This window comes from Pseudomonas sp. EMN2 (genome assembly GCF_009650555.1).
Classification (GTDB): Bacteria; Pseudomonadota; Gammaproteobacteria; order Pseudomonadales; family Pseudomonadaceae; genus Aquipseudomonas; species Aquipseudomonas sichuanensis.
The window spans coordinates 12659-27960 of the sequence record NZ_VZZR01000003.1; the positions used below are offsets into that span (position 1 = coordinate 12659).

At 65.7% G+C, this 15302-nt stretch carries 14 protein-coding genes; 8 read left to right on the plus strand and 6 right to left on the minus strand.

Features of this window, described 5'->3' with window-relative positions:
• Window positions 1-44 precede the first annotated feature (44 nt).
• From F6X61_RS00565 to F6X61_RS00580, 4 genes are read right to left on the minus strand one after another with little or no spacing between them, the layout of a single operon-like run.
• Window positions 45-926, minus strand: a complete 882-nt coding sequence (locus tag F6X61_RS00565) for a ChaN family lipoprotein (RefSeq protein WP_153784923.1) — start codon at window positions 924-926, stop codon at window positions 45-47.
• A gap of 11 nt (window positions 927-937) precedes the next feature.
• Complete coding sequence (locus F6X61_RS00570; RefSeq protein WP_153784924.1) at window positions 938-1705, minus strand: heme ABC transporter ATP-binding protein; 768 nt, start codon at window positions 1703-1705, stop codon at window positions 938-940.
• Window positions 1705-2688 carry an iron ABC transporter permease gene (locus F6X61_RS00575; protein WP_178125731.1) on the minus strand — a complete coding sequence of 328 codons (984 nt, stop codon included), beginning with the start codon at window positions 2686-2688 and terminating at the stop codon, window positions 1705-1707. Before F6X61_RS00575 ends, F6X61_RS00570 begins: the two co-directional genes overlap by 1 nt.
• Window positions 2689-2738: 50 nt before the next feature.
• Window positions 2739-3623, minus strand: a complete 885-nt coding sequence (locus F6X61_RS00580; protein WP_153784926.1) for a hemin ABC transporter substrate-binding protein — start codon at window positions 3621-3623, stop codon at window positions 2739-2741.
• A 162-nt stretch (window positions 3624-3785) separates the two neighbouring features.
• Here F6X61_RS00580 and F6X61_RS00585 point away from each other — a divergent pair, with 162 nt between their 5' ends.
• Entirely contained in the window at window positions 3786-4103 is a 318-nt protein-coding gene (locus tag F6X61_RS00585) for a Rieske (2Fe-2S) protein (protein WP_153784927.1), read from the plus strand.
• On the opposite strand, the gene sfsA is transcribed toward F6X61_RS00585, so the two are convergent.
• Both sfsA and F6X61_RS00595 read right to left on the minus strand, forming a co-directional pair.
• On the minus strand, window positions 4093-4809 hold the full coding sequence (sfsA, locus tag F6X61_RS00590) for a DNA/RNA nuclease SfsA (protein WP_153784928.1): 717 nt from the start codon (window positions 4807-4809) through the stop codon (window positions 4093-4095). The two genes, F6X61_RS00585 and sfsA, sit on opposite strands and share 11 nt — an antisense overlap.
• Window positions 4809-5981 carry a pyridoxal phosphate-dependent aminotransferase gene (locus tag F6X61_RS00595; RefSeq protein WP_153784929.1) on the minus strand — a complete coding sequence of 391 codons (1173 nt, stop codon included), beginning with the start codon at window positions 5979-5981 and terminating at the stop codon, window positions 4809-4811. Before F6X61_RS00595 ends, sfsA begins: the two co-directional genes overlap by 1 nt.
• Before the next feature lie 212 nt (window positions 5982-6193).
• On the opposite strand from F6X61_RS00595, the gene dksA reads away from it, so the two are divergent.
• The 7 genes from dksA to folK all read left to right on the plus strand — a co-directional run bounded on the left by dksA (window position 6194) and on the right by folK (window position 15086).
• Window positions 6194-6640: an RNA polymerase-binding protein DksA gene (gene dksA, locus F6X61_RS00600; RefSeq protein WP_153784930.1), complete on the plus strand. Its 447-nt coding sequence runs from the start codon at window positions 6194-6196 to the stop codon at window positions 6638-6640.
• A gap of 100 nt (window positions 6641-6740) precedes the next feature.
• On the plus strand, window positions 6741-7628 hold the full coding sequence (gene gluQRS / locus F6X61_RS00605) for a tRNA glutamyl-Q(34) synthetase GluQRS (RefSeq protein ID WP_153784931.1): 888 nt from the start codon (window positions 6741-6743) through the stop codon (window positions 7626-7628).
• Window positions 7629-7840: 212 nt separating this feature from the next.
• Entirely contained in the window at window positions 7841-8017 is a 177-nt protein-coding gene (locus F6X61_RS00610) for a hypothetical protein (protein ID WP_003250005.1), read from the plus strand.
• A complete protein-coding gene (locus tag F6X61_RS00615) occupies window positions 8001-10976 on the plus strand; it encodes a sensor histidine kinase (RefSeq protein WP_167409865.1) in 2976 nt (991 codons plus the stop codon). Before F6X61_RS00610 ends, F6X61_RS00615 begins: the two co-directional genes overlap by 17 nt.
• Before the next feature lie 4 nt (window positions 10977-10980).
• On the plus strand, window positions 10981-12429 hold the full coding sequence (locus F6X61_RS00620) for a sigma-54 dependent transcriptional regulator (RefSeq protein ID WP_153784932.1): 1449 nt from the start codon (window positions 10981-10983) through the stop codon (window positions 12427-12429).
• 780 nt (window positions 12430-13209) lie between these two features.
• The gene (locus F6X61_RS00625) at window positions 13210-14604 is read left to right on the plus strand and encodes a polynucleotide adenylyltransferase PcnB (RefSeq protein WP_153784933.1); all 1395 of its coding nucleotides are present in this window, start codon (window positions 13210-13212) and stop codon (window positions 14602-14604) included.
• A gap of 2 nt (window positions 14605-14606) precedes the next feature.
• Window positions 14607-15086 (plus strand): 2-amino-4-hydroxy-6-hydroxymethyldihydropteridine diphosphokinase, encoded by a 480-nt coding sequence (gene folK, locus F6X61_RS00630; protein ID WP_153784934.1) that lies wholly within the window; start codon window positions 14607-14609, stop codon window positions 15084-15086.
• The last annotated feature ends 216 nt before the right edge of the window (window positions 15087-15302 follow it).

The window sequence follows — 15302 nt, forward strand, 5'->3', positions numbered from 1 at the left end:
GGTTATTGACCCGGCACTTTGCCGGGTCTTTTTTTGCCTGCGATTTACTGCCCTTTGCGCAGCTGGGCGCAATAATCCTGCTCGGGCAGCGCCGCGGTGTACCAGACGAAATCCGCCATGCCCGGCTCGACCGTCTCCCCCACCTGCGCCAGCAGCAACACCTTGCTGTCGCCTTTGGCCCCCAGGTCGGCCAGGTGCAGGGGCACGCCCAGGTCCTTGCGTGCGTGATAGCTGCCGGCGAACAACAGCGCAGGTTGCGGCGCGCTCAGCAGGCGTTCGGCAATGCGCCGGTCGCGCTGCTGCTGGACGGCGAGCATTGCCGGCAGCTGGCTATCCGGCAGCAGGTTGCAATGCCCGGCACGGACCTGTTCGCGCAATGCCTGCAACACATTCGCCGCATTGCTGCGCGCGCCCGGCGGGCTTGCTGGCTGGCGATAAGCCTGGCGAATCTCGCCGGGGGACAAATTGGCGGACAGCAGCGGATAAGGTTGCGCCAGGGCTTCCCTCACGATCGGTCCGTAAAACGTCCAGTCCCAGCCATCCGGCCAGGCCAGGACCTTGGGCAGGTCCTCAGGCAGTGGCCCGCCGTGCTGCAAGGCATCGACCAGCGGCTGCTGTTCGGGCTGGAGCATTTCCAGCAGCAGGCTGCCTTGCGGGCGGCGGCTCTGCAGGGCGCGCAGCAACCAAAGCTGCAGCGCATGGTGGTCGGGGTTGTCGTGCTGCTCGCCGACCAGCACCCGAGGTGCATTGGCGAGTTGCTCGACCAGTTGGTCCGGGCTGATCAACCGGCCGCTGGCCAGATCGCGGATCTGGCCCAGCTGCGCGCTGTCACGGCCCTCGCTGCTTTGCCAGGCCGGCAGTGGTGGCAGGCTGGCCTGGCACCCCGCCAATGCCATTACCAGGCAGACCGACAAGAGGTGACGCATGGCTGAAGCTCCTAGCGAGTGATGATCAACGGATGGCCCCGCTCCGGATGCGCCTGCACCAGCACATCGATGCCGAACACCGCCTTGAGCGCCACTGGGGTCAGTACCGCCTCTGGTGTATCCAGCGCGTGGCAACGCCCCTGCTCCAGCAGCAGGATATGGTCACAGTAGCGGGCCGCCAGGTTCAGGTCATGCAGGATCACCAGCACCGCTGCACCACGGTCGGCAAAACGGCGTACCGCCTGCAGCGTGGTGTGCTGGTGCAGCGGGTCGAGCATGGACGTGGGCTCGTCGAGCAGCAGCGTGGTGCCGGCCTCGCCCGGCCACAGCTGGGCCAGCACCCGGGCCAGGTGCACGCGCTGGCGCTCCCCCCCGGAGAGCGCCAGGTAGCTGCGCTCGCCCAGGTGCCCGGCATCCGCCGCCTGCAATGCCGCGTCGACGATCTCCCGATCGCGCTGCCGACCACTGGCGTGGGGCAGGCGGCCCAGGCCGACCACCTCTTCGACACTGAAGCCGAAGCCCAAGCTGGACACCTGCGGCAACACCGCCAGCCGCCGTGCCCGCTCCTGCCCGGGCCAGTCCTCAAGCCCCCGCCCGTCCAGGCGTACCCGCCCGGCACTGGGCGCCAGCTCACCGCACAAGGCGCCAAGCAGGCTGCTCTTGCCGGCACCGTTGGGGCCCAGCACGCCGAGGATCTGCCCCGGCTGCAATTGCAGATGGATATCGTGCAGCACCTCGCTGCTGCCGCGCTTGAGCGACAGGCCTTCGACATCGAGCATCAGTTGCGCCCCTTGACCAGCAAGAACAGGAAGAACGGTGCCCCGATGAAGGCCGTGACGATGCCGATCGGCAGCTCTGCCGGCGCCAGCGCCAGGCGCGCGATCAGGTCGGCGAACAGCAGCAGGGTGCCACCGGCCAGCAGCGACGCCGGCAACAACACACGGTGATCCGGCCCCGCCAGCAGGCGCACCAGGTGCGGCACCACCAGGCCGATGAAACCGATCAGGCCGGCCGCCGCCACCGCCGCGCCGACACCCAGCGCGGTGCAGAACACCAACTCACGTTTCAGCGCTTCCACTTCGACACCGAGGTGGCGGGCCTCCGACTCGCCCAGCAGCAAGGCATTGAGCGCCTGTGCCCGCCGCGGCAACCACAGCGCCACGGCCACCGCCACCAGCAGCAGCGGCCACAGGCGCTCATAGCTGGCGCCGTTGAGGCTGCCGAGGTTCCAGAACGTCAGGGTGCGCAAGGTCGCGTCATCGGCCAGATAGGTGAACAGCCCGACCGCCGAGCCGCCCAGGGCGGTCATGGCGATACCGGCCAGCAGCATGGTCGCCACGTTGGTCTGGCCGTCACGCCGGCCAAGGCGATAGACCATCGCCGTCACCCCCAGGCCACCGATGAAGGCGCACAACGACAGCAGATACGGCGCGAACCACTCGGCTATGCCGCCCAGCCAGCTGCCGCCCACGATCGCTACCGCCGCCCCCAGGGCGGCACCGCTGGCGACCCCCACCAGCCCAGGATCGGCCAGCGGGTTGCGGAACAGCCCCTGCATGGCCACCCCCGACAGCGCCAGCACGCCACCCACCGCCAGCCCCAGCAAGGTGCGCGGCAGGCGGATCTGACCGAGGATCATCTCGGCCTGCTCGAGCCCTTCACCGCTGATGGGCACGCCGATCAGGCGCAAGCCTGCGCGCAGGGTATCGAACAGCGGCAGGCTGACTGGCCCCAGCGCCAGCGACAGCCAGACCGCCAGCAGGCACATCAGCGCAAGGCCAGTGAACAGCGTGCGTGGCTGGACCCGCTGCCTCATGGGGTGAAGCTGGCCTTGACGGCCGGGTAGAAGCTGGCGGCCAGCTCACGCAGGGTAGCGGGCAGGCGCGGGCCGAGGCCACCGACCAGCAGCGTCGGGTCGAGCGACAGCAGGCGCTTGTCGCGCACCGCACGCGAGCCGGCCAGGGCCGGGTTTTCCTTGATCAGCGCCTGCAGGGCGGCCTCGCCTGCCAGAGCGCGATCGGAGAACACCACCACGTCCGGGTCCAGTGCGGCCAGGGCCTCCACCGAGAAATTCTTGTAGCCCTGATGGTCGGCCAGGTTGCGCGCCCCAGCCTGACGCAGCAGCCAGTCGCCGGAAGTACCCAGCCCCGCAATCAGCGGCTTGGCCCCGGCGTGCCCGACCAGCAGCAGCACGCCCGGTGCTTTCTGGCTGGCCTGGGCCTGCTTGATCTTGTCTTGCAGCCCTTGCAACTGGCGGTGGTAGTCACCGGCCAGCGTTGCCGCCTGCTGCTCGCTGCCCAGCAATGCGCCGAGGTGCTTGAGGTTCTCGTCCACCGCGGCCAGCTCGGCCTTGCTGGAGAACAGCTCGACCCGCACGCCGGCCTTGCGGATCTGCGCCAGCACCGGCGGCGGGCCCATTTCCTCGGTCCCCACCAGCACATCCGGGCGCAGGCTCAGGATGCCTTCGGCCGATAGCTGGCGCTGATAGCCGATGCTGGGCAATGCCTTGAGCGACTCGGGGTGCTGGCTGGTGGTGTCCACGCCGACCAGCCGCTGCTCCCCTCCCAGCGCGCTGATCCATTCGCTCAGCGCGCCACCGGCACTGACCCAGCGCTGCGGCAGTTCGCCCGCCAGCGTCGAGGTAGATAAAAGCAGACCGGCACACAGGGCGATCAGGGCAGCGGGACGGCGCATCATCGAATTCCTTTGCTTGAAGGCGGGCCGCGCGCCTTGTGGCGGGCGGTGGAACTGCGCACCATAGGCAGCCTGGCGCGGCGAATGCAGGCAATTTGATAATTATTCGCATTGAAGCGTCAAGCCATCCCTTGTCACACGGCTTAACTGAAAACACACCCCATCATGCATTTTCTCTGCGCCTCCACCGACCTCTGCGAAGGCCAAAGCCGCGCCTTCAGCGTAGCCGGCGTGCCACTTCTAGGCGTACGTCGCCATGGCCAGGTGTTCATCTACCGCAACCGCTGCCCCCATCGCGGCATTACCCTCAACTGGACGCCAGACAGCTTCCTCGACGACAGCGCCAGCCTGATCCAGTGCGCCCATCATGGCGCACAGTTTTTGATCGAGAGTGGCGAATGCGTGGCCGGCCCGTGCGCGGGCGAGTGGTTGGAAGCCCTGGACTGCCTGGAAGACAGCCAGGGCATCTGGCTTACCGAGTGAACAGCACCGGCAACGGCCGGTCGACCACGATCTGCTGTGCATCCAGCCGGGTGCCGTAGGCCAGCACTTCTACCCCATCCGCCACCGCCGCGCGCAGAGCCTGGGCGTAGGCGGCGTCGATTTCCTCTGCCGGGCGCACGGCCTCGATGCCGGTGAGGTTCACACAATACAACTGCACCGCGCGAACACCCTGGCGCGCCAACCCCGCCAGTTCGCGCAGGTGCTTGGCACCGCGCTGGGTCACGGCATCGGGGAAGGCCGCCACCGGGGTGTCCGGGTAACCGAGGGTCACGCTCTTGACCTCGACGTAGGCCTTGCTGCCGTCGGCATACTCCAGATAGAAGTCGATGCGGCTGCGTTCCTCACCATAGGCCACCTCGCGCTTGAGCACGGTGAAACCGGCCAGTTCAGTGATGGTGCCTGCACGCAGCGCTTCTTCGACCAGCGCGTTGGCCCGCCCGGTGTTGACGCAGGCCAGCCGGCCCTGGGGCGTTTCGCTGATTTCCCAGGTGCCGGGCAGCTTGCGCTTCGGGTCGTTGGAGCGGCTGAACCAGACCCGCCCGCCTTCACTCATGCAATTGAGCATCGAGCCGGTGTTGGGGCAGTGGATGGTCATCTGCTCGCCACTGGCCAGCTCGATATCGGCCAGGAAGCGCTTGTAGCGGCGCAGCAGGCGCGCCTCTTCCAGTTCGGGGAAAAGCGCCATCAGCCTTGCCAGCTCCGCAGGCCCCGGGCAATGCGCTGCACCGCCTCTTCCAGGCGCGGCAGGCTCTGGGTGTAAGCGAAGCGCACATGGTGGCCAGCTTGGTGGCGACCAAAGTCCAGGCCCGGCGTGAAGGCCAGGTGTTCGGTTTCGAGGAAGTGCCGGCAGAAGGCGAAGGCATCGCCACCGAAGGCACTGATGTCGGCATACAGATAGAAGGCGCCCTGGGGCTCGACGGCAATACCGAAGCCCAGCTCGCGCAGCGCCGGCAATAGGTAGTCACGACGGCGCGCGAACTCGGCGCGGCGCTCCTCGAGAATCGCCAGTGTCTGCGGCTCGAAGCACGCCAATGCGGCATGCTGGGCCATGCTCGGGGCGCTGATATAGAGGTTCTGTGCCAGCTTTTCCAGGTCAGCCACCGCCGACGGCGGTGCCACCAGCCAGCCAAGACGCCAGCCGGTCATGCCGAAATATTTGGAAAAGCTGTTCAGGACGAAGGCCTCATCGTCCACTTCCAGCACGCTCGGCGCATCCATGCCATAGGTGAGGCCGTGATAGATCTCGTCCACCACCAGGTGGCCGTGGCGCTCGCGGGTCGCCCTGGACAGGCTGGCCAACTGGTCACGGTCGAGCACCGTGCCGGTCGGGTTGGCCGGCGAAGCCACCAGCGCACCGACGGTGTCCTTGTCCCAGTAGCGCTCGACCAGGTCGGCGGTCAGTTGGTAGTTCACCTCCGGGCCGACCGGCACCAACTGCGCGCCGCCTTCGACCAGACGCAGGAAGTGGCGGTTGCACGGGTAACCGGGGTCGGCCAGCAGCCAGTGCTTGCCAGGGTCCACCAGCAGGCTGCTGGCCAGCAGCAAGGCGCCCGAGCCACCCGGGGTGATGAGTACGCGTTCGGGGTCAAGGTCTACGCCGTAGCGCTGGCCATAGAAGCCGGCAATCGCCTCGCGCAACTGCGGCAGGCCACGGGCGGCGGTGTAGCGGGTATGCCCTGCGGCCAAGGCCGCCTGGCCGGCGGCTACGATCGGCGCGGCGGTGGTGAAGTCCGGCTCGCCGATTTCCAGATGGATCACGTCGTGGCCGGCGGCTTGCAGTTCGTTGGCACGGGCCAGCAAGGCCATGACGTGGAAGGGTTCGATGGCGCGACTGCGCGCACTGTGTGGCTGAGCCATGGGCCTTCTCTCAATTGGGTCTAAACTGGTGATTCCACCTGTACATACCAGCGAACGTGCCGCCCGCGCCGCTGTCAATAGCAGGCATAGGGCGGGGTAGCGCACCCCGTATCTATCTGGTAAGTTCGGCGGCTCGCAGTCGCAGGGCCGGCGGTCGCCGGAGATGGAAGTATCCTGCGCATTGGATCAGATGAGTGAGAGGCGGTCTATTCATGTCCACCCTAGAAAAGCAAAAAGCCAGTCAAACGCTCTATGGCGTCGAGCCGTACAAGGAAACCAAGGGTGAAGAGTACATGGGCGCTCCGATGCGGGCCCACTTCACCAAGCTCCTGAACGGCTGGAAGCAGGAGCTCATGGCCAGTGTCGACAAAACCATGGACCACATGAAGGACGAGGCAGCCAACTTCCCCGATCCAGCCGACCGCGCCAGCCAGGAAGAAGAGTTCGCCCTGGAACTGCGCAACCGCGATCGCGAGCGCAAGCTGATCAAGAAAATCGACAAGACCTTGCAGCTGATCGTCGACGAAGACTACGGCTGGTGCGAATCCTGCGGTATTGAAATCGGCCTGCGTCGCCTGGAAGCCCGTCCGACTGCGGACCTGTGCTTCGACTGCAAGGAAATCGCCGAGAAAAAGGAAAAGACGGTCGGCAAAGGCTGATCCGAATCCCTAAAAGACGGGGCGTATTGGTTGTGGGAGCGGGCTTGCCCCTTCCCACATCAGATACGCCCCGTTTTCATTTATATAGCCCGCACAGCCCATGACCCCAGCCCCCTACATCGGACGCTTCGCCCCCACGCCCAGCGGTTACCTGCACTTCGGCTCGCTGGTCGCCGCCCTCGCCTCCTGGCTCGACGCCCGCGCCGTCAACGGCCGCTGGCTGCTGCGCATGGAGGATACCGACCCGCCACGCGAGATGCCCGGCGCCCGTGATGCCATCCTGCAGACCCTTGAACGTTACGGGCTGGAGTGGGATGGCGAGGTGGTTTGCCAGAGCCAGCGCCACGACGCCTATGCTGCCGTCGTCGACCGGTTGTTCAACATGGGCCTGGCCTATGCCTGCACCTGCTCGCGCAAGCAATTGGAGGGGCATCACGGCATCTACCCAGGCTTTTGCCGCAATGCCGGGCATGCCCGCGAAGGCGCGGCGATACGCCTGCGGGTGCCGGAGCTGATCTACCGCTTCGATGACCGGGTTCAAGGCCGGTTCGAGCAGCACCTGGGGCGCGAAGTGGGCGATTTCGTCATCCAGCGCCGCGACGGGCTCTACGCCTACCAGTTGGCCGTGGTGCTGGACGATGCCTGGCAGGGGGTGACCGATGTCGTGCGCGGCGCCGACCTGCTGGACAACACACCGCGCCAGCTCTACCTGCAGGAGCTGCTGGGCTTCTCGCAGCCGCGCTACCTGCATATCCCGCTGATCGTCCAGCCCGACGGGCACAAGCTGGGCAAGTCGTACCGCTCGCCGCCGCTGGAGCCGGACCAGGCTACACCACTGCTGCTGCGAGCATTGCGCGCGCTGGGCCAGCAGACCGACCCGGCGCTGGTGAGCGCCAGCCCGGCCGAAGTGCTGGCGGTGGCGCGGCAGCAGTGGCGGCCGGAGAATATTGCGCGGCAGATGACGGTGCCCGAAGCCGATATACGGTGAGGCCATCGCGGGGCAAGCCCGCTCCCACGGTAGCAATGCGGTCTGCGTGGGAGCGGGCTTGCCCCGCGACAGGGCCAGAACAAGCGAAACCAAGTTCAAAAGCCCAGCAAATTCAAACCCTTGGCTAACCCCACCGATACCCGCTAGCATCGCCTGCGCCATTTGCACCAATAATAAGTCCAAACCCGCAGCGCCCAACCTTCGAGGCCAGCATGTACATCTATCGTTTGGTCCTGCTTCTGGTCGTGGGGATCTACCTGTTCTCCCCGGCCATCATGGACTGGTGGATCGAGCCGACCGGAGCCTGGTACCGCCCCTACCTGCTCTGGCTGATCCTCATCGTCGTCACATTCATCCTGCAGAGCCAACGAGATGCCGATGAGCTTTAGCCTGACCCAGATGATCCTGATCAGCGCCGCCTACCTGCTGGTGCTGTTCGGCGTGGCCTGGATCAGCGAACGCGGGCTGATCCCGCGCTCGGTCATTCGCCACCCGCTGACCTACACCCTGTCGCTGGGCGTCTACGCCAGCGCCTGGGCCTTCTATGGCTCGGTGGGGCTGGCCTACCAGTATGGCTATGGGTTCCTCGCCTGTTACCTGGGGGTGTCCGGCGCGTTCCTGCTGGCACCGGTGCTGCTCTACCCGATCCTCAAGATCACCCGCACCTACCAGCTCTCGTCGCTGGCCGACCTGCTGGCGTTCCGCTTCCGCAGCACCTGGGCCGGCGCGCTGACCACCATCTTCATGCTGATCGGCGTGCTGCCCTTGCTGGCCCTGCAGATACAGGCGGTGGCCGACTCCATCAGCATCCTCACCGGCGAGCCGGTCAAGGCGCGGGTGGCATTCGCCTTCTGTGCGCTGATCACCCTCTTCACCATTTTCTTCGGCTCGCGCCATATCGCCACCCGCGAGAAGCACGAGGGCCTGGTGTTCGCCATCGCCTTCGAGTCGGTGATCAAGCTGCTGGCCCTGGGCGGCATCGGCCTTTACGCGCTGTACGGCGTGTTCGGTGGCCCGCACGGGCTGGAAGTGTGGCTGCTGCAGAACCAGACCGCCCTCGCCGCCCTGCACACACCACTGCAGGAGGGCCCGTGGCGCACCCTGCTGCTGGTGTTCTTCGCCTCGGCGATCGTCATGCCGCACATGTACCACATGGCCTTCACCGAAAACCTCAGCCCACGCTCGCTGGTCAGCGCCAGCTGGGGCCTGCCGCTGTTCCTGCTGCTGATGAGCCTGGCCGTGCCGCTGGTGCTGTGGGCCGGCCTGCGCCTGGGCGCCAGCACCAACCCGGAGTACTTCACACTGGGGCTGGGCATCGCCGCCAACAACCAGGCCCTGGCCTTGCTGGCCTACGTCGGCGGGCTGTCGGCCGCCAGCGGGCTGATCATCGTCACCACCCTGGCACTGTCGGGCATGGCTCTGAACCACCTGGTGCTGCCGCTGTACCAGCCACCGGCCGAAGGCAACATCTACCGCTGGCTGAAGTGGACCCGCCGGGCGCTGATCGTCGCCATCATCACCGCCGGCTTCGTCTTCTACCTGACCCAGAACAACCACCAGAGCCTGGCCAACCTCGGCATCGTCGCCTTCGTCGCCACCCTGCAGTTCCTGCCCGGCGTGCTGTCGGTGCTGTACTGGCCGACCGCCAACCGCCGCGGCTTCATCGCGGGCCTTTTGGCCGGCATGCTGGTGTGGATGGTGACCATGCTGCTGCCGCTGCTGGGCAACCTGCAGGGCTTCTACATTCCGCTGCTGGACATGATCTACGTGCTGGACGACACCAGCTGGCACATGGCGGCCATTGCTTCGCTGGCGGCCAACGTCCTGCTGTTCACCCTGATTTCGCTGTTCACCAATGCCAGCAGCGAAGAAGTCAGTGCCGCCGAAGCCTGCGCGGTGGACAACGTGCGTCGCCCGCAACGCCGCGAGCTGCACGCCGCCTCGCCCCAGGAGTTCGCCACCCAACTGGCCAAGCCACTGGGCGCCAAGGCCGCGCAGAAGGAAGTCGAGCAGGCCCTGCGTGACCTCTACCTGCCGTTCGACGAGCGCCGCCCCTACGCCTTGCGCCGGTTGCGCGACCGCATCGAAGCCAACCTCTCCGGCCTGATGGGCCCGAGCGTGGCGCAGGACATGGTCGAGACCTTCCTGCCGTACAAGTCCGGCAACGAAAACTACGTCACCGAAGACATCCACTTCATCGAGAGCCGCCTCGAGGACTACCACTCGCGCCTGACCGGCCTCGCCGCCGAGCTCGACGCCCTGCGCCGCTACCACCGCCAGACCTTGCAGGAGCTGCCCATGGGCGTCTGCTCGCTGGCCAAGGACCAGGAAATCCTGATGTGGAACAAGGCGATGGAAGAGCTGACCGGCATCGCCGCCAAGCACGTGGTCGGCTCGCGCCTGGTGACCATCGCCGAGCCTTGGCGCGGCCTGCTGCAGGGCTTCATCAACGTACCCGACGAGCACCTGCACAAGCAGCGCCTGGCCCTCGATGGCCAGCCACGCTGGCTCAACCTGCACAAGGCGGCCATCGACGAGCCGCTGGCACCGGGCAACAGCGGCCTGGTGCTGCTGGTCGAGGACCTCACCGAAACCCAGGCGCTGGAAGACAAGCTGGTGCACTCCGAGCGCCTGGCCAGCATCGGCCGCCTGGCCGCAGGCGTAGCCCACGAGATCGGCAACCCGATCACCGGCATCGCCTGCCTTGCGCAGAACCTGCGTGAAGAACGCGAGGGCGATGGCGAGATCATCGAGCTGTCGAGCCAGATTCTCGAACAGACCAAGCGCGTGTCGCGCATCGTCCAGTCACTGATGAGCTTCGCCCATGCCGGCGGCAGCCAGCAGAACAGCGAGGAGCCGGTGTGCCTCGCCGAAGTGGCGCAGGACGCCATTGGTCTGCTGGCGCTGAACCGGCGCAATTTCGAAGTACAGTTCTTCAACCTCTGCGACCCCGACCACTGGGCCGAGGGCGACCCGCAGCGCCTGGCCCAGGTGCTGATCAACCTGCTGTCCAACGCCCGCGACGCCTCCCCGGCCGGCAGCGCCGTGCGCGTGCGCAGCGAAGTCAGCGATCACACCGTCGACCTGATCGTCGAGGACGAGGGCAGCGGCATCCCGAAAAGCATCATGGACCGCCTGTTCGAACCCTTCTTCACCACCAAGGACCCAGGCGAGGGAACCGGACTGGGGCTCGCTCTGGTCTATTCCATCGTGGAAGAGCATTATGGGCAAATCACCATCGACAGCCCGGCCGACATCGAGCGCCAACGTGGTACCCGGATCCGCGTGACCCTGCCCCGGCATGTCGTAGCGACGTCCCCTGTAATTCGAGACCGTCGAGAGAATTGAATCAATGCCGCACATTCTGATCGTCGAAGACGAAACCATCATCCGTTCGGCCCTGCGCCGCCTGCTCGAACGCAACCAGTACCAGGTCAGCGAAGCCGGCTCGGTGCAGGAAGCCCAGGAACGCTTCAGCATCGCCACCTTTGACCTGATCGTCAGCGACCTGCGCCTGCCCGGCGCCCCGGGCACCGAGCTGATCAAGCTTGGCCAGGGCACGCCGGTGCTGATCATGACCAGCTACGCCAGCCTGCGCTCGGCGGTGGACTCGATGAAAATGGGCGCGGTGGACTACATCGCCAAGCCCTTCGACCACGACGAAATGCTGCAAGCCGTCGCGCGCATCCTGCGTGACCGGCAGAACGCGCCGGCCGCAACAGCAATCGCCGAACCGCGCACCACCAATGGCAAGGCCGGCGCGGACAAGTCCAGCCCCGCAGCCGCCAATGGCGAAATCGGCATCATCGGTTCCTGCGCGCCCATGCAGGACCTGTTCGTCAAGATCCGCAAGGTCGCGCCCACCGACTCCAACGTGCTGATCCAGGGCGAGTCGGGCACCGGCAAGGAGCTGGTCGCCCGCGCCCTGCACAATCTTTCGCGCCGGGCCAAGGCACCGATGATCTCGGTGAACTGCGCGGCGATCCCGGAAACCCTGATCGAATCCGAACTGTTCGGCCACGAAAAAGGCGCGTTCACCGGTGCCAGTGCCGGCCGTGCCGGCCTGGTCGAAGCGGCCGATGGCGGCACCCTGTTCCTCGACGAGATCGGCGAGCTGCCGCTTGAGGCACAAGCCCGCCTGTTGCGTGTGCTGCAGGAAGGCGAGATCCGCCGGGTCGGCTCGGTACAGTCGCAAAAGGTCGATGTGCGCCTGATCGCCGCGACCCACCGCGACCTGAAGAACCTGGCCAAGGCCGGCCAGTTCCGTGAAGACCTGTATTACCGCCTGCACGTGATTGCGCTCAAGCTGCCGGCCCTGCGCGAGCGCGGCAGCGACGTCAACGAAATCGCCGACACCTTCCTCGCCCGCCAGAGCGCGCGCATCGGCCGCGACGACCTGCACTTCTCCCACGAAGCCGAACAGGCCATTCGTCACTACAGCTGGCCGGGCAACGTGCGCGAGCTGGAGAACGCCGTGGAGCGCGCGGTGATCCTGAGCGAGAGCGCGGAGATTTCGGCCGACCTGCTGGGCATAGACATCGAGCTCAGCGACCTCGAAGAGGTCGATGGCCTGGCCCACCTGCCCGCCCTGGTCAGCAACGGTGCCGGCAACGCCAGCCACGAGCCCACCGAAGACCTGTCGCTGGAGGACTACTTCCAGCACTTCGTCCTGGAGCACCAGGACCACATGACCGAGACGGAACTGGCGCGCAAGCTGGGCGTGAGCCGCAAGTGCCTGTGGGAGCGTCGCCAGCGCCTGGGCATTCCGCGGCGCAAGAGCAACGCCACCAGCGACAACTGATTCAACGAAACCTATCGCGGGGCAAGCCCGCTCCCACGCCAGCTGCTCCAGATGGGGCACCAAACGTGGGAGCGGGCTTGCCCCGCGATGCTTTTGGGGAACACGCGGTAACAGATCAGTTCCCGCAAAAATCTGTTACCTCGGCTTTCAGGCGTAACAGCCACCGAGGCTTAAGGTAACGAAATTTCCACATTCGCCCGCCTGCAAAGCCTGCCAGAAACGACGAACCCCCCGGATTCATTGGCTTTTCAAAAGTTGGCACGGCATCTGCTATATGTCTGGTACAAGAACAATAACAAGCACTGCAACTCAGAATAAGAACAAGACGAAACGGCTCACGCACAATAAAAACAAGACGGCGGAGGCGCAGCTAACTGATTCTTTTGGAGAGGAGCTGTGTTTGGGGCTTGCCCCACGATCAGACAGAGAACAACAAAAACTGCACTCAAAAGCAGCACCTGCACTGATTGGATCGAAAGATCAGCATCATCTCGGCGACCAAAGCAATCCGTTTGCTCTTCACCCCTGGTTTAGGGGTCGTTCACAAGCTTCGAGATTTGTGAACAGGGCACTCAACAAAAACAAGAAGCCCAGCAGAAAAACAATAAGAGCACACAACGACTTGGTGGGGAGCTTCGGCTCCCCATTGTCGTTTCTGGGCGTCTGCCACGCCCCTTGGCACGCCGCCTACACCATTCCCCCAGTAAATGCTAGAATCCCCGCCCATCATGCGGCCATTCTCCTATCCTTGGCCGAACATTCCTTCAAACAGTGCATCCCATGCTGAAGAAGCTGTTCCAGTCGTTCCGCCCGCCGGTCCCCGGCCAGCACCACAGGCGCACCACGCCTGAAGTGATCAACAAGAGCCAGCACTCGCTGCAGCGCAGCCAGTTCAGCCGCCATGCCGTGGGCATCGTCGAGCGCCTGCAGGCGGCCGGCTACCAGGCCTACCTGGTCGGTGGCTGCGTGCGCGACCTGATGCTGGGCATCACGCCCAAGGACTTCGACGTCGCCACGAGCGCCACCCCCGAACAGGTGCGCGCCGAGTTCCGCAACGCCCGCATCATTGGCCGGCGCTTCAAGCTGGTCCACGTGCATTTCGGTCGCGAGATCATCGAAGTCGCCACCTTCCGTGCCCCGCACTCGGACGAGGACCAGGCCGACAGCCACCGCTCCTCGCACAATGCCAGCGGCCGCATCCTGCGTGACAACGTGTACGGCACCCTCGAGGAAGACGCGCAGCGCCGCGACTTCACCATCAACGCCCTGTACTACGACCCGGTCAACGAGCGCGTGCTCGACTACGCCAACGGCGTGCACGATGTGCGCAACCGCCTGCTGCGCCTGATCGGCGACCCGACGCACCGCTACCAGGAAGACCCGGTGCGCATGCTGCGCGCCGTGCGCTTCGCCGCCAAGCTGAACTTCGGCATCGAAAAGCACACCGTGCAACCGATCCGCCAGCTGGCCAAGCTGCTGCGCGAGATCCCGCCGGCACGGCTGTTCGAAGAAACCCTCAAGCTGTTCCTCAACGGCCAGGGCGCGTTGGCCTTCGAAATGCTGGTCGACCTGGAGCTGTTCGACCCGCTGTTCCCTGCCAGTGCCCATGCCCTGGAAGAGCGCCCGACCTACACCCACACGCTGATCAGCCAGGCCCTGGCCAACACCGACCTGCGCGTCAAGCAGGGCAAGCCGGTCACGCCTGCGTTCCTCTTCGCCGCCCTGCTCTGGCCCGCCCTGCCAGGCCGCGCGCTGCACCTGCAGAGCCAAGGCGTACCGCCGATCCCGGCCATGAATGGCGCGGCCCACGACCTGATCGCCGAGCAGTGCCAACGCATTGCCATTCCCAAGCGCTTCACCCTGCCGATCCGCGAGATCTGGGACATGCAGGAGCGTCTGCCGCGCCGCAGCGGCAAGCGTGCCGACATGTTGCTCGACAACCCGCGTTTCCGCGCCGGCTACGACTTCCTGCTGCTGCGTGAAAGCGCTGGCGAGGAAACCGATGGCCTGGGCCAATGGTGGACCGACTACCAGGACGCCAATGACAGCCAGCGCCGCGACATGATCCGCGAACTGGGCAACCGCGACGACGGTGCCAGCACCGGCGCCGGCCCGCGCAAACGCAAGCGCAGCCCCGGCAAACGCAAGCGTGACGACGAACAGGCGTGGGACTGAGCATGACCACCCGCGCCTACATCGGCCTGGGCAGCAACCTCGATGCGCCTGCCGAGCAGCTGCGCAGCGCCCTGCAGGCGCTGGATGCAGTGGCCGATACGCGCCTGGCGGCTGCTTCGGCGCTTTACACCAGCGACTCGCTGCTGCCCGGCCAGCCGCGCTACACCAATGCCGTGGCGGCCATCGATACCCGGCTGACGCCGCTTGACCTGCTCGACGCCCTGCAAGCCATCGAGAACGACCAGGGCCGGGTCCGCAAGGAGCGCTGGGGCCCGCGTACCCTCGACCTGGACATGCTGCTGTTCGGCGACCAGCTCATCGACGTACCGCGCCTGAAAGTACCGCACTACCACATGCACGCCCGCCCCTTCGTGCTCTACCCGCTCGCCGAGCTGGTCGACGCCGACTTCCGCCTCGCCGATGGCCGCAGCCTGCAGCAATTGCTTCAGGACTGCCCGTTCGTCGGCCTGGAACGCCTGTAAACCGGGCGTTTCAGACGGCGGTAACGCCAGTAACACCCACCGCGTAACAATGCGGTAACACGGGTCATTGACTTCCCCCACCTCGCTCACGACTATAGGCGTCCCGCGGCGCCACTATGCCGCAATCACCCATTTAGGCCCGGACGGACCTGTGCCCGAACATCACAGCCGATGATGTGCCGCTCCGCTTGATGAATACACGCGTTGTACGCAGTT